12 protein-coding genes are annotated in these 15,317 nt (G+C 55.4%); 8 read left to right on the top strand and 4 right to left on the bottom strand.

Going from position 1 to position 15,317, the window contains the following annotated elements; all coding sequences use genetic code 11:
* On the top strand, positions 1–433 hold a 433-nt coding region (locus tag GRPL_RS02215; protein ID WP_032700641.1), incomplete at its 5' end, for an aminotransferase class I/II-fold pyridoxal phosphate-dependent enzyme.
* Positions 434–444: 11 nt separating this feature from the next.
* Positions 445–1,854, top strand: coding sequence for an amino acid permease (locus GRPL_RS02220; protein ID WP_032696496.1), 1,410 nt, complete (start codon positions 445–447; stop codon positions 1,852–1,854).
* A 40-nt stretch (positions 1,855–1,894) separates the two neighbouring features.
* On the opposite strand, the gene GRPL_RS27915 is transcribed toward GRPL_RS02220, so the two are convergent.
* Positions 1,895–2,062 carry a hypothetical protein gene (locus tag GRPL_RS27915; protein ID WP_155274645.1) on the bottom strand — a complete coding sequence of 56 codons (168 nt, stop codon included), beginning with the start codon at positions 2,060–2,062 and terminating at the stop codon, positions 1,895–1,897.
* A 261-nt stretch (positions 2,063–2,323) separates the two neighbouring features.
* Between GRPL_RS27915 and GRPL_RS02225 the strand changes: the two genes are divergently transcribed.
* Positions 2,324–2,962 (top strand): CatB-related O-acetyltransferase, encoded by a 639-nt coding sequence (locus tag GRPL_RS02225; RefSeq protein ID WP_032700640.1) that lies wholly within the window; start codon positions 2,324–2,326, stop codon positions 2,960–2,962.
* A 42-nt stretch (positions 2,963–3,004) separates the two neighbouring features.
* Here the strand turns inward: GRPL_RS02225 and GRPL_RS02230 are convergent, their stop codons facing one another.
* On the bottom strand, positions 3,005–3,187 hold the full coding sequence (locus GRPL_RS02230) for a hypothetical protein (RefSeq protein WP_032700639.1): 183 nt from the start codon (positions 3,185–3,187) through the stop codon (positions 3,005–3,007).
* 313 nt (positions 3,188–3,500) lie between these two features.
* Here GRPL_RS02230 and cadC point away from each other — a divergent pair, with 313 nt between their 5' ends.
* The 5 genes from cadC (at position 3,501) to lysS (ending at position 12,368) form a co-directional block, all read left to right on the top strand.
* Entirely contained in the window at positions 3,501–5,036 is a 1,536-nt protein-coding gene (gene cadC / locus GRPL_RS02235; protein ID WP_032700642.1) for a lysine decarboxylation/transport transcriptional activator CadC, read from the top strand.
* A 365-nt stretch (positions 5,037–5,401) separates the two neighbouring features.
* Positions 5,402–6,739 carry a cadaverine/lysine antiporter gene (cadB, locus tag GRPL_RS02240; protein WP_004858934.1) on the top strand — a complete coding sequence of 446 codons (1,338 nt, stop codon included), beginning with the start codon at positions 5,402–5,404 and terminating at the stop codon, positions 6,737–6,739.
* Positions 6,740–6,821: 82 nt separating this feature from the next.
* Positions 6,822–8,969 (top strand): lysine decarboxylase CadA, encoded by a 2,148-nt coding sequence (gene cadA, locus GRPL_RS02245; protein WP_004858936.1) that lies wholly within the window; start codon positions 6,822–6,824, stop codon positions 8,967–8,969.
* Between the two features lie 57 nt (positions 8,970–9,026).
* Entirely contained in the window at positions 9,027–10,502 is a 1,476-nt protein-coding gene (gene dtpD / locus GRPL_RS02250) for a dipeptide permease DtpD (protein WP_032689124.1), read from the top strand.
* Positions 10,503–10,850: 348 nt separating this feature from the next.
* Complete coding sequence (gene lysS / locus GRPL_RS02255; protein ID WP_032689122.1) at positions 10,851–12,368, top strand: lysine--tRNA ligase; 1,518 nt, start codon at positions 10,851–10,853, stop codon at positions 12,366–12,368.
* A 512-nt stretch (positions 12,369–12,880) separates the two neighbouring features.
* Here the strand turns inward: lysS and GRPL_RS02260 are convergent.
* A complete protein-coding gene (locus GRPL_RS02260; RefSeq protein ID WP_032700638.1) occupies positions 12,881–14,269 on the bottom strand; it encodes an amidohydrolase family protein in 1,389 nt (462 codons plus the stop codon).
* Positions 14,270–14,300: 31 nt separating this feature from the next.
* Positions 14,301–15,251, bottom strand: a complete 951-nt coding sequence (locus GRPL_RS02265; RefSeq protein ID WP_032700637.1) for a carbamate kinase family protein — start codon at positions 15,249–15,251, stop codon at positions 14,301–14,303.
* Positions 15,252–15,317: the final 66 nt, after the last annotated feature.

The raw sequence follows: 15,317 nt of genomic DNA, 5'->3' as shown, positions 1-15,317 counted from the left end.
ATTAACCGTGCGCTGCGCCAACGCGCAGACCGCCGCTAACGTTCAGGGGGCCTTAAAGACATTAATACGCCGTAGCTATTCCTGTCCGCCGACCCACGGCAGCCGGATAGTCGACATGGTGCTAGCCGATGCGCAGCTCCGTCAGCTCTGGCAGGAAGAGCTGGCGGCCATGCGCCAGAGGATCCAGCAGATGCGCCAGCGTCTGTCCGCCGGCCTGGAGCAGGGCGGATCTCAGCTGGATTACCGGCGCATCCGCGATCAGCGCGGGATGTTCAGCTATACCGGCCTGGACGAATGGCAGGTGAGCGAGCTGCGCCAGCGCTATGCCATTTATCTGGTGGCGCCGGGACGGATGTGTCTGCCCGGTCTCAATGGTGACAACATTGATTATGTCACCGCCGCTATTCTCGATGTTACCACCGCCCGTCGCTAAGGCAGGAACTAATGAAAGATCGCAAGCGTTTTGATGAGATTGCACAGCGCCAGGGCGGGTTGAAGAAACAGCTTACCGCCGGGCAAATGTCGATGTTGGCGATCGGCGGCGCGATTGGTACCGGGCTGTTTCTGGGGAGCGCCTACGCCATTCAGATGGCGGGACCGTCGGTGCTGCTGAGCTATCTGACCGGAGGCGTGATTGCGCTGCTGCTAATGGGCTGCCTTGCGGAGATGACCTCAGAGCATCCGACTCCCGGCTCATTCGGCGACTATGCCGAGTTTTATCTCAGTCCGCTGTGCGGCTTCCTGGTGCGCTACTCCTACTGGTCCTGCGTGGTGCTGGCGGTGGGTACCGAGGTGACCGCCATTGGAATGTATATGCAGTTCTGGTTCCCGCATACGCCGGTGTGGCCCTGGGTGCTGTTGTTCTCCGCTGTGGTGATGGTGATTAACGTTATTGGCGTGAAATGGTTCGGGCAGGTGGAGTATGCGCTATCGACGATCAAGGTTCTGGCAATCGTGGCTTTTATCGTCATCGGTCTGGGGATCCTGGCCTTCTCCGCCAACCCAACCTACGGCCTGCATAATTTTATCGATGGCGGTGGGTTTATGCCGTTTGGGGTCCGCGGCATGTGGTTTGCGACAATTGTTTCTATCTTCAGCTATCTGAGCATTGAAATGATCGCCGTGGCGGCAGGAGAAGCGAAAAACCCGGTGGTGGCGGTGAAGTCGGCGTTTAAAGGGACCATCCTGCGCCTGTTTATTTTCTATATGCTGTCGATTGCGCTGATGCTGGCGATTGTGCCGTGGCGTCAGTCCGGCACCAGCGAAAGCCCCTTCCTGGTGGCGATGAACGTGATTCACTTGCCGTATGCCGGCGGTATTTTTAACTTTATCGTCCTGATTGCGGCACTCTCGGCCATGAACAGTCAGCTGTATATTACCACGCGGATGATGTTCTCGCTGTCGCGTGCCGGGCAGGCGCCGGCCGCGTTCGGTCGGATCAGCGCTCGCGGGATCCCGGTGAATGCGTTGGCAATCTCCTGCGTCGGCATTATGGTCTCTATTGTCCTGAGCGTGCTCTACCCGCAGCAGGCCTTTGCCGCGATGATGTCTATTTCGGTCTACGGAGCCTGTTTTACCTGGCTGATGATCTTTATCACGCACCTGTTTTTCCGCCGCCAGCATAGGCAAACGGTGCTGAAATTTCGCTTGTGGGGTTATCCCTGGAGTACGCTGCTGGGGGCTGCTCTGATGCTGGCGCTGCTGATTTCCACCGCGTTTACCGATTTCTTCCGCATGACGCTATGGTTTGGCATTCCGTTTACGCTGCTGCTGATCGGACTCTATTTTTATAGCCGCCGTTCCCGGCCGATCTTATCGACGATTCCTACGCCGGAAGCCGATCGGGCGCCATAAGCTAACCGCTCGCCTCTGCCCACAGGCGAGCGGTTATTCGTTACGCTTTCCCCCAGTCGCAGATAATAACGTGGTGACGACTACGACAGTCAGGGAGCGAACTCGACTGGCCGGCGTCGTCACCTTTCGTCTCTTTTGGCGGCGGCGAAAAATATCCCGCGCAGGAGGTCAGCAGTAACACGACAGTAAGAATAAGAAGTCTGGACACAGAAAAACCTGGCAGAGTGGGGAAAGTGCCCGTTTTTATCATTAAGAATATGATCGGGGTGGAGCTATTTTGTTTAATTATGGATAATGGCGTAGCGAGAAAATAAACATAATTCCTGTCAGTTTATTCTCAACAAAATATTCCCTGAGTCAGCCATAATGATGCCAGCAACGCTTGCAGTGGTTGTTCCGGTATTGAGTTTTTCCGGTTTATGATAACGGGTCAGCAAGCGGATATATTAACGCAAGAAGGAATGCCTCGATGGCCGATAAACACTGGTCAATCACCGAACGCCTGCACCAGACGGTAACCAACCCGAATGTGATCATTCGCGGCAGCCACAGCTACTATAGCGACTGTTGGGATCGCGGGTTTGAACGTTGCGTGGTGCGCTACCTGCACGGCGATCCCGTCAGCGAAGGGTGGGAGCCCTTAGGTCATGTCGATAAGCTCTTTATTGGCAATTTTGTCTGTATCGCGCCAGAAGCGGTGATCCTGATGGGCGGCAACAGTACCCACCGGATGGACTGGATCAGCCTCTATCCGTTTGTGTCATGCGTGAACGAGGCCTACCAGCATCGTGGCGATACCGTGCTCGGAGATGGCTGCTGGATTGGTATGCGGGCGATGATCATGCCGGGCGTCACAATTGGCGAAGGCGCCGTGGTGGCGGCGGGGGCGGTGGTCACCAAAGACGTTCCGCCGTATAGCGTCGTCGGTGGAAATCCGGCTACCTTTATTAAGTATCGTTTTCCCGAACCCGATGTGGAGCGACTGCTGAAGCTGAATCTCTATGAATTAGAGGAAGAGACGCTGTTGAGCCTGCAGCCGCTGCTCTCCAGCCCGGACATTAGCGTACTGGAGCAGGCGGTGGCGCAGCATCGACAGGGGCGCGCTTAATCCACCAGAACGCAGGCGCTCGTCCCAGCCGGGGCCGCGGAGCTACTGCGCGGCGACGGCGGGATAGTGCGGATAACCGGCTTTACCGCCGCCGAAGAATGCCTCTGACTGCGCCCGCGCAAGCGGATGTTTCCCGGAATAGTTCGGCGTCCTGCGGAAAATCAGTCGCTGCGCGGGCCGGAATACTGCTCTGTCGGTGCGGCGATGTGGCTTGTGCCGGCGCATGAGCGGGTCATTGGGGCGTCATCATCCGCTTGTTCCTGGGCCATGTCGGTAGAGAACAGGGGGAATAGCATCCTGAATCGCCTGGCCGTGCGGGCGCTTATCGAGGCGATAGAGCAGAACAGGTATTCACTTTTTCTGCAGAAATTATTCAGATGTTAATAAACTATGACCGGTTTTGTTTAGAAATAAAAACTGGCTAAGTGAAATAAGTGCAGAATGATATAACGCGATCAAGGTAATGACCCCTATCATAAATAGGGAGGGGAAATGTGTTATCATCGCGCCTTTCCCTTTTCGTTTTGGGCTCTTTTTTATGCAACAACCTGTTGTTCGCGTGGGAGAATGGCTGGTTACACCTTCTGTTAACCAAATCAGCCGGAAGGGGCGTCAGCTTACTCTGGAACCGCGCTTAATCGATCTATTGGTCTTCTTTGCCCGTCACCCTGGTGAAGTGCTCAGCAGGGACGAGCTTATTGATAATGTCTGGACACGTAACGTGGTCACCAGCCACGTCGTCACGCAGAGTATTTCCGAGCTACGTAAGTCGTTGAAAGATGGCAACGATAATAGCCTCGAATATATTGCGACGGTACCCAAGCGCGGTTATAAGCTTACGGTGCCGGTCATCTGGTGTACGGAAGAAGGGGAAGAGCCCGCGATGGCGATCCCCCCAGCGGTCTCCGCTGCGACGCCTGAACTGATGCCCGACCCGACGCGCTCTGCCGGCGAGGTTGAGCCAGACCAGACGCTGGCCGTGAAACCGGAGAAGCGCCGACGTATTACTACCTTCTGGGTATGGATCCTGTTCCTGCTGGCGCTGGGTTCCTGCGTGGCGCTGGTTGCGCTGTCATCGATCGAGTCGCGGCCACCGGTGAATAAAGCGCGCTTGCTGCTGAACCCGCGCGATATCGATATCCATCTGCTGAAAGGTAATTCCTGCACCAACTGGGCATCGCAGCACTCGTATGCGGTGGGCCTGGGCAGCCTGGTGACGACGTCGCTCAACACCTTCTCGACCTTTATGGTGCATGACAAAACCAACTACAACATTAATGAGCCAAGCAGTTCAGGTAAAACGCTGACGATTGAGTTCGTCAACCAGCGCCACTATCGCGCGCAGCAGTGCTTTATGTCCGTGCAGATGGTGGATAACGCCGACGGTTCAACGATGATGGACAAACGTTATTTCATCACCAGCGACAACCAGCTGGCGATTCAAAACGATCTGCTGAGCAGCTTATCGGAGGCCTTAAAGCAGCCGTGGTCGGAACGCATGCAGACGATGCTGAAACAGTATCAGCCGTCGCACAGCACGGCGCTGACGCATTTCTACGAGTCGCATCAGTTATTAATGAACGGTGATGTCGACTCCTTAGGTAAGGCCAGCGCGCTGCTCGATGAAGTGATTAAAGACTCGCCTGAGTTTTCTTACGCCTATGCGGAAAAAACGCTGGTGGATGTATTACGTCATTCGCAGCAGCCGTTAAATAAAGAGCAGCTCAACGCGCTGTACGCTGAAATCACCCGGGTCGGTGATATGCCGGGAATCAAAGATACGGCGGTATTTTACCAAATTAAAACAGTGGATTTGTTGGGCCAGGGTAAAGTCGATGAGGCGTATAACGCGATTAATACCGGGATCGACCTCGAGATGTCGTGGATGAATTACGTGCTGCTGGGTAAAGTCTACGAGATGAAAGGGCAGAACCGGGAAGCTGCGGATGCTTATCTGACGGCATTTAATTTGCGCCCGGGCGAGAACACCTTTTACTGGATTGAAAATGCAGTATTCCAGACCTCGGTCACCCGGGTGGTCCCTTACCTCGATAATTTCCTCTCTTCAGAATAAGTAAACCCTCACCATACTCAGGATATTGAGTATGGTGAGGTTAAATTTATGTTTCTCATGAGCACCCTGATTGTTATATGTATTTAACGCCGGAATGGCGAAATACAACACAAATTCAACACGCCATCTTTCTTGCAAGTAACTGTAACTAAACGATGTTTATCTTTTTATGATATCAACATGTCATCCTGATATGTTAATTGAAAAAGGTCAAAATATCATTTGTCTGATGTTTGTTGTTATTTCACTTTATCTTTAGGACTTATCTTCTTTGAATCAGTAATCTTGTTGGCAGTTGGTCGGGTCAATTAAAGGTTCTATATCATGATCTGTACCTCCCAAATAAACTTAGGAGAAAAGCAAACATGAGTTCTGCCAAGAAGATAGGGCTATTTGCCTGTACCGGCGTCGTCGCTGGTAATATGATGGGGAGCGGTATTGCATTATTACCTGCGAACCTCGCCAGCATCGGTGGTATTGCTATCTGGGGATGGGTTATTTCTATTATTGGTGCGATGTCTCTGGCTTATGTTTATGCCCGACTGGCAACCAAGAACCCACAGCAGGGTGGCCCAATTGCGTATGCCGGGGAAATATCTCCCGCATTCGGTTTCCAGACCGGCGTCCTTTATTATCATGCCAACTGGATTGGTAACCTGGCCATCGGTATTACCGCCGTTTCTTATTTGTCTACTTTCTTCCCGATTCTGAATAACCCGATTCCAGCCGGTATCGCGTGTATTGCGATCGTCTGGATATTCACCTTCGTGAATATGCTCGGCGGTACCTGGGTAAGCCGTCTGACCACCATTGGCCTGGTGCTGGTATTAATTCCGGTGGTGATGACCGCGGTTATCGGCTGGCACTGGTTTGATGCGGCGACCTATCAGGCAAACTGGAACACGTCCAGCACGCCAGACAGCCATGCGGTAATCAAAAGTATTCTGCTCTGCCTGTGGGCATTCGTCGGCGTTGAGTCTGCCGCCGTCAGTACCGGGATGGTGAAAAACCCGAAACGTACCGTTCCGCTGGCAACCATGCTGGGAACCGCGATGGCCGGCGTGGTCTATATCGCCGCAACTCAGGTTATCGCCGGTATGTATCCTGCGGCTCAGATGGCTGCCTCCGGCGCGCCGTTCGCTATCAGCGCCTCAACCATTCTTGGCGGCTGGGCTGCGCCGGTAGTCTCTGCTTTCACCGCATTTGCCTGCCTGACTTCTCTGGGTTCCTGGATGATGCTGGTTGGTCAGGCCGGGGTTCGCGCCGCCAACGATGGCAACTTCCCGAAAGTGTATGGTGAAGTGGATAACAACGGTATTCCGAAAAAAGGCCTGCTGCTGGCGGCGGTGAAAATGACCGCGCTGATGGTGCTGATTACCCTGATGAACTCCAGCGGCGGTAAAGCGTCTGACCTGTTCGGTGAACTGACCGGTATCGCCGTCCTGCTGACCATGCTGCCTTACTTCTACTCCTGCGTTGACCTGATTCGCTTCGAAGGCATTAACATTCGCAACCTTGTCAGCCTGATTTGTTCCGTCCTGGGCTGTGCGTTCTGCTTCATCGCCCTGATGGGGGCAAGCTCCTTCGAACTGGCCGGTACCTTTATCGTCAGCCTGATTATCCTGATGTTCTACGGTCGCAAAATGCATCAGCGTCAGCACGAAAACGACACCACTGACAGCTCTGCCGCCAGCGCGCATTAATCCGTAACCCCTTTTCCTGGAGCTCCTTCCTGCACCTGTCACCACGTGACGGGAGGGGCTCTCCATATCTGGAGATTCGACTATGAACGTTATCGCAATCATGAATCACATGGGCGTCTACTTTAAAGAAGAGCCTATCCGTGAACTGCATCGCGCCCTTGAACGCCTGGACTTCCGTATTGTCTATCCGAACGACCGCGAAGATTTACTGAAACTGATCGAAAACAATGCCCGTCTGTGCGGCGTGATCTTCGACTGGGATAAATACAATCTTGAACTGTGCGAAGAGATCAGCAAGCTGAACGAATATATGCCGCTGTACGCTTTCGCTAACACCTACTCCACGCTGGACGTCAGCCTGAACGATCTGCGCATGCAGGTGCGTTTCTTCGAATATGCGCTGGGTGCGGCCGACGACATCGCCGATAAAATCAAACAGAACACCGATGAATACATCGATACCATTCTGCCGCCGCTGACCAAAGCGCTGTTCAAATATGTGCGTGAAGGTAAATACACCTTCTGTACTCCAGGCCATATGGGCGGTACCGCCTTCCAGAAAAGCCCGGTCGGCAGCATCTTCTATGATTTCTTTGGTTCAAACACCATGAAATCCGATATCTCGATTTCGGTTTCTGAACTGGGTTCCCTGCTGGATCACAGCGGCCCGCATAAAGAAGCGGAAGAGTATATTGCGCGCGTCTTTAACGCCGAACGCAGCTACATGGTGACCAACGGCACCTCAACGGCGAACAAAATCGTCGGTATGTACTCTGCGCCTGCCGGCAGCACCGTGCTGATTGACCGTAACTGCCACAAATCGCTGACTCACCTGATGATGATGAGCGACATTACGCCGATTTACTTCCGTCCGACCCGTAACGCCTACGGCATCCTCGGCGGTATTCCACAGAGCGAATTCCAGCACGCCACTATCGCCAAACGCGTCAAAGAGACGCCGAACGCAACCTGGCCGGTGCACGCGGTTATCACCAACTCCACCTACGATGGTCTGCTGTATAACACCGACTTCATCAAGAAAACGCTGGATGTGAAATCTATCCATTTTGACTCCGCGTGGGTGCCTTACACCAACTTCTCTCCAATCTATGCCGGTAAATGCGGGATGAGCGGTGGCCGTGTGGAAGGGAAAGTGATTTATGAAACCCAGTCCACGCACAAACTGCTGGCGGCGTTCTCTCAGGCTTCGATGATTCACGTTAAAGGCGATGTTAACGAAGAGACCTTTAACGAAGCCTACATGATGCACACCACTACCTCTCCGCACTACGGCGTGGTTGCTTCGACGGAAACTGCCGCGGCGATGATGAAAGGTAATGCCGGTAAGCGTCTGATCGATGGCTCTATCGAACGTTCTATTAAGTTCCGTAAAGAGATCAAACGTCTGAAAGGCGAATCCGAAGGCTGGTTCTTCGACGTCTGGCAGCCGGAACATATCGATGGCCCGGAATGCTGGCCGCTGCGTTCCGATAGCGCATGGCACGGTTTCAAAAACATCGATAACGAACACATGTACCTCGACCCGATCAAAGTCACCCTGCTGACTCCGGGGATGAAGAAAGACGGTACCATGGATGAGTTCGGTATTCCGGCCAGCATCGTGGCGAAATACCTCGACGAACACGGCATCGTGGTGGAGAAAACCGGTCCGTACAACCTGCTGTTCCTGTTCAGCATCGGTATCGACAAAACCAAAGCACTGAGCCTGCTGCGCGCGCTGACCGACTTTAAACGTGCTTTCGACCTGAATCTGCGCGTGAAAAACATGCTGCCGTCGCTGTATCGTGAAGATCCGGAGTTCTATGAAAACATGCGTGTTCAGGAACTGGCGCAGAATATTCACAAACTGATTGCGCATCACAACCTGCCGGATCTGATGTTCCGCGCTTTCGAAGTGCTGCCGACCATGATGATCACGCCGTACGCCGCGTTCCAGAAAGAGCTGCACGGTCAGACTGAAGAGGTCTATCTCGAAGAGATGGTGGGCCGCGTCAACGCCAACATGATCCTGCCGTATCCTCCGGGAGTTCCGCTGGTCATGCCGGGTGAAATGATCACCGAAGAGAGCCGGCCGGTGCTGGAGTTCCTGCAGATGCTGTGCGAAATCGGCGCTCACTACCCGGGCTTCGAAACCGATATCCACGGCGCATATCGTCAGGCGGATGGTCGCTACACCGTTAAAGTGCTGAAAGAAGAAAACAACAAGTAATTGAAGCTCCAGGGGAAGTGGCGTGCCACTTCCCTTTTTCACGCTGCAGGAGACCTCATGAAAACACCCTCACAACCGCGCGCGATCTATTACATCGTAGCGATCCAAATCTGGGAATATTTCAGCTTTTACGGCATGCGTGCCTTACTCATCCTCTACCTCACCCATCAGCTTGGCTTTGATGACAGCCACGCCATCAGTCTGTTCAGCGCTTACGCTTCCCTGGTGTACGTTACCCCCATTCTCGGCGGCTGGCTTGCCGACCGCCTGCTCGGCAATCGCACGGCGGTCATTGCCGGCGCGCTGTTGATGACGCTCGGCCACGTCGTGCTGGGCGTTGAATCTGATGCAACCTGGAGTCTGTACCTCGCGCTGGCGATCATTATCTGCGGCTACGGCCTGTTCAAATCCAACATCAGCTGCCTGCTGGGCGAGCTCTACGCCGTTGACGACCATCGCCGCGACGGCGGTTTCTCGCTGCTGTATGCCGCCGGGAACGTCGGCTCGATCGCGGCGCCCATCGCCTGCGGGCTGGCGGCGCAGTGGTATGGCTGGCATATCGGTTTTGCGCTGGCGGGGATCGGCATGTTTATCGGGCTGCTGATTTTCCTCAGCGGCCATCGCCACTTCAGCCACACCCGCGGCGTCGACAAACAGGCGCTGTGCGCGGTGAAATTTGTGCTGCCGACCTGGGGCTGGCTGGTGGTTATGCTCTGCGTGGCGCCGGTGTTCTTCACGCTGCTGCTGGAAAACAACTGGTCGGGCTATCTGCTGGCTATTGTCTGCGTCTTCGCCGCCCAAATGGTGGCGCGCATTATGGTGAACTCCCCGCAGCACCGTCGCGCGCTGTGGCAAATCGTACTGCTGATGCTGACCGGCACGCTGTTCTGGGTTCTGGCGCAGCAGGGCGGCAGCTCTATCAGCCTGTTTATCGATCGCTTTGTTAACCGCCGGCTGTTCACCATTGAGGTGCCGACGGCTCTCTTCCAGTCGGTGAATGCCGTCGCCGTGATGGCGGCAGGCGTGGCGCTGGCCTGGCTGATGCGTCCGGAAGGCAGCACGCGATCGGTGCTTCGCGTCTGGCTGAAATTTGCTTTTGGCCTGGTGCTGATGGGCTGCGGCTTCATTGTGCTGGCCCTGAACGCACGCCATGGCGCCGTCGATGGACAGGCCTCGATGGGGCTGATGGTCGGCGGACTGGCGCTGATGGGCTTTGCCGAGCTGTTTATCGACCCGGTGGCGATGGCGCAGATCACTCGCCTGAATATGCCGGGCGTGACCGGGGTGCTGACCGGGATTTATATGCTGGCGACCGGAGCGGTGGCCAACTGGCTGGCGGGTATCGTCGCGCAGCAGACCACCGAGTCGCAGATCAGCGAAACGGCAATCGCCGCGTATCAGCATTTCTTCTCCCAGATGGGGGAGTGGACGCTGGGCTGCGTAACGGTGATTGTCATCCTGGCCTTCGCTGCCGCCTGCAGCGTCGGCAAGCGCCGCGCCGCAACCGGTGAACTCCCCGGAGGGGGCGCGTAGCGCCCGTCCGGCTCGGTACGAATCCATCGTCCCGGTCAGCGCAGCGCGACCGGGGAATTTCCCGGAGCTGGCGTCAGTCTGCTCCTTGCATCGTTTAGCTGTCAGGAGGAGGATATTCTGGATAGATGGCAAGCCATCAATGAAAAAAACTTTAGTTTGGCTATCACTTAGTGAGATCAGCCTTAAGTAAGGTCAGGTTCGTTAAGATTCTATCGTTCGGTCTTTGGCGATAACGTCAACGATCGGCCGCGCACTGGTGTAGAGACCCGCACTGACCAGGCTGCGCTGGATAGTGGCCTGGCGCAATTTACCGAAGCAAGTTTGAAAGCAGGGTTATGAGGAACCAACATGTCTGAACAACAAGCACAAAGTGCCGATGAGGCAATTGACCTTAATAATGAACTGAAAGCCCGTCGTGAAAAGCTGGCTCAGCTTCGTGAGCAGGGGATCCCGTTCCCGAATGATTTTCGTCGTGACCATACCTCTGACCAATTGCACACTGAATTCGATGACAAGGATAATGAAGCACTCAGCTCCTTGAACGTTGAAGTCTCTGTTGCTGGTCGTATGATGACCCGTCGCATCATGGGGAAAGCCTCTTTCGTCACTCTGCAGGACGTCGGCGGCCGTATTCAGCTGTACGTCGCGCGCGACGATCTGCCGGAAGGCGTCTACAACGAACAGTTTAAAAAGTGGGACCTTGGCGACATTATTGCCGCCCGCGGTAAGCTGTTTAAAACCCAAACCGGCGAGCTTTCTATCCACTGCACTGAGCTGCGTCTGCTGACCAAAGCGCTGCGCCCGCTGCCGGACAAATTCCACGGTCTGCAGGATCAGGAAGTCCGTTACCGTCAGCGCTACCTGGATCTGATCGCCAATGACGAATCCCGACGCACGTTTAAAGTCCGTTCGCAGATCCTCGCGACGATGCGCCAGTTCATGGTGGGCCGCGGCTTTATGGAAGTCGAAACCCCGATGATGCAGGTGATCCCCGGCGGCGCGTCTGCCCGTCCGTTCATCACCCATCACAATGCGCTGGATATGGATATGTACCTGCGTATCGCGCCGGAGCTGTATCTGAAGCGTCTGGTTGTGGGCGGCTTCGAACGTGTGTTCGAAATCAACCGTAACTTCCGTAACGAAGGCATCTCCGTACGTCATAACCCAGAGTTCACCATGATGGAACTCTATATGGCGTATGCGGATTACAAGGATCTGATCGAACTGACCGAATCCCTGTTCCGCACCCTGGCGCAGACCGTGTTGGGTAAAACGGAAGTCCCATATGGCGACCAGATCTTCGACTTCGGCAAACCGTTTGAAAAGCTGACCATGCGTGAGGCTATCAAGAAATACCGTCCGCAGACTGAGATGGCGGATCTCGATAACTTCGACGCAGCAAAAGCCCTTGCGGAGTCCATCGGCATTCACGTTGAGAAGAGCTGGGGCCTGGGTCGTATCGTCACGGAAATCTTTGATGAAGTGGCGGAAGCGCACCTGATTCAGCCGACCTTTATCACCGAATACCCGGCGGAAGTCTCTCCGCTGGCGCGCCGTAATGACGTGAATCCGGAAATTACCGACCGCTTTGAGTTCTTTATCGGCGGCCGTGAAATCGGTAACGGCTTCAGCGAGCTGAACGACGCGGAAGACCAGGCGCAGCGCTTCCAGGACCAGGTGAATGCGAAAGCCGCCGGGGATGACGAAGCGATGTTCTACGACGAAGACTACGTCACCGCGCTGGAATATGGTCTGCCGCCGACCGCCGGTCTGGGTATTGGGATTGACCGGATGGTGATGCTGTTTACCAACAGCCACACCATTCGCGACGTGATCTTGTTCCCGGCGATGCGTCCGCAGAAATAACCGCGCTTTGTCAAATGCAAAACTCCGGCTTGTCGGGGTTTTGCATTTATTTGCCGGGTGGCGGCTGCGCCTTACCCGGCCTACTGACCGTATTCGTCCTACCGCCCACATTTGGCCTGTAGGCCCGTGCAAGCGTAGCGCCGCCGGGCGAAAGCACTGCGCCTTACCCGGCCGACTGACCGTATTCGTCCTGCCGCCCACATTCGGCCTATTGCCTGCATTCAGCCTACCGACCGTATTCGGCTTACCGATCGCATTTGGCCTACTGACCACATTCGGCCTGTAGGCCCGTGCAAGCGTAGCGCCGCCGGGCGAAAGCACTGCGCCTTACCCGGCCGACTGACCGTATTCGTCCTGCCGCCCACATTCGGCCTATTGTCTGCATTCAGCCTACCGACCGTATTCGGCTTACCGATCGCATTTGGCCTACTGACCACATTTGGCCTGTAGGCCCGTGCAAGCGTAGCGCCGCCGGGCGAAAGCGCCGCTTTGCCGGGGGGATTATCTCATGCTCAGGCGCCGACGCTGCCCCAAACCATCTTGCCTTTGTGGAAGGTCGCGGTACGCGGTGAAATGCGTGCCACCGCTTCGGCGGAACAAGAGGCATCGACCAGCACAAAGCTGGCCTCATCCTGCTCTTTCGGCCAGACGCGCTGGCCTTTATCGTTGAGCGGCAGTACGTTGCCGGTGGCAATTGCCAGCGAACGCGAAAGGGTCTGTTCGTTGGGGCGGATATAGAGCTGGGCGTAGAGATTGGCTTTTTCCAGCATGTCGCCCAGGCCGTATGGCGACCAATGGTCAATCACACTGTCGGTGCCGGTCATTACAAATACCCCTTGATCCCGCAGCTGCTGCAGCGGCATGTGCAAGGTACCGATCGGCACGGTGGAGGCGATGGTGATTTGCTGGGCCGCCATGCGGCTGGCAATGGCATCAACCTGCTGTTCGTTCAATGTCGCCAGCGCAAAAGCGTGGCTGATAGTCAGCTTGCCTTTTAGCGCCGGGGTTTTCTCTACGGTTTCCACCATATAGTTTATCGCCGCGACGCCCGCTGGGCTGGTTTCGTGCAGGTGAATATCGACCCCTTTGTTATAATCCAGCGCTATCTGAAACAGGGTATCGAGGGATTTCTCCATCGCTCCATCAACGTTAGTCGGGTCGAGACCACCGACGTAGTGCGCGCCGGCCTGCATCGCTTCACGTACCAGCGGTTCTGATTTTGAGAGCAGGAGTCCGTGCTGCGGAAAAGCGACAATCTCGCACGCGAAACCCGGCTGGCGGTGCGCCAGGACCGCCTGCAGATTTTCGAGGTTTTTCAACCCGGAGGTGGGTTCGATATTGCAGTGACTGCGGGCTATCGTTGACCCTTTTGACTGGAGCAGGTCGATCAGTTTTTCGGCATGCTGGCGGGTATACGGCTGGAGCTCAGGCAGCAGCTTCTGCTCAAGCTTAATCATGTCCTGAATCGTGGTGCCCGCCGGACGGTTGAGTGAACGCCACGGGCCGCCGTAAAAGGTTTTATCCAGATGGATATGCATATCGCGCATCGCCGGGAGCATCAGCTTACCGCCGGCATCATAGCGGGGCAGGGAGGCATCAGGGTGGCTCTGATTGTTGTGTAGCGCGATGATTTTACCGTCGGCAATCTCGAGGGTTTGCCGCTCGGTGCGAGTGTGTACCACTACGCCATTTTCATACTCAAAACCGCTTTCCAGCAGGACATTATCGAGATAGTAGTGCGTGTCGTCGGGGCTGATGACCTTGTGGTTGTCGCAGGACGTCGTGGATATCGAGCGCTCGCCGGCGTAAACGACGGGAGCGGCGGCGGCAAACAGGGCGGCGGCGGTGACCATTTTTCCGCTCTGGCTGAGAAATTCGCGACGGCTATTGTCTTTATTCATGGATCTTCCTTTTTCTTTGTTCTTTATTTGCTCAGTCGTGCACAAGATGGGTGCCGGTCTCCCCGCGTAGCGCTGCGGGTAAGCACTCTGGGGTGGTGATAATCACCCGCTTGCCGCCGTGCTTTAAAAACGCGAGGCTGGCGACAATTTTGGGCAACATGCTGCCGGCCGGAAAGTGGCCTTCCTGCATATAGCGGGTCATGTCGCTGATATTGACCGTCCCCAGCGCCTGCTGCCGAGGTTGTCCAAAGTGAATGCACACTTTTTCAACGCCGGTGGTGATAGCCAGAATATCGGCGTGAATTTCCCGTGCCAGCAGCGCGGTTGAGAGATCCTTATCAATCACCGCATCAACGCTCTGATAATCCCCCTGCGCGCTGCGGACTACCGGGATGCCGCCGCCGCCAGCGCCGATCACCACAAACCCTTGCCGGGTCAGCGCTTTAATAGCTTCGGCTTCCACGATGCGCTTTGGCTCCGGCGAGGCGACCACCCGCCGATAGCCACGCCCGGCATCTTCGACAAAGTGCCAGTCCGGATGCCTCTGCCGGAGATCATCGCGCTGGGCTTCGCTAAAAAATGCGCCAATCGGTTTCGTCGGGTGGGTAAAGCCGGGGTCATTTTTATCTACTTCGACCTGAGTAACGACGGTCACCGCTTTTTGTTCGCCGCGGTGGGCCAGACGGTTATTTAACGCCTGCTGAATCAGATAGCCGATTCCACCCTGGGTATCGGCAACGCAGTTGGCCAGCGGCGTCAACGGCAGACCTTCGCACTCATGAGCGATTTCAGCGCGGCGTAAATCCAGCCCGACCTGCGGCCCGTTGCCGTGGGTCAGGACAAGATTGTAGTCCGACGCCAGCATGGCCAGCACCGTATCCGCCACGGCCTTCACCGCTTCAGCCTGATGTTCAATTGACTGGCTGGCGTTATCTTTGATGATACTGTTGCCGCCAATGGCAACGACCACAAGTTCTTTCATCGTGTAGGTTCCCGGTACAGAAGGTAATGGAGTTATTGTTATCCGATTTATTGCACGGGCAGCCCG

The sequence above is a fragment of the Klebsiella planticola ATCC 33531 genome, assembly GCF_000735435.1.
In the GTDB taxonomy this organism is placed as follows: Bacteria; Pseudomonadota; Gammaproteobacteria; order Enterobacterales; family Enterobacteriaceae; genus Klebsiella; species Klebsiella planticola.
The sequence above is the reverse complement of the archived record's forward strand: the minus strand, read 5'-3'. Positions and strand labels throughout refer to the sequence as shown.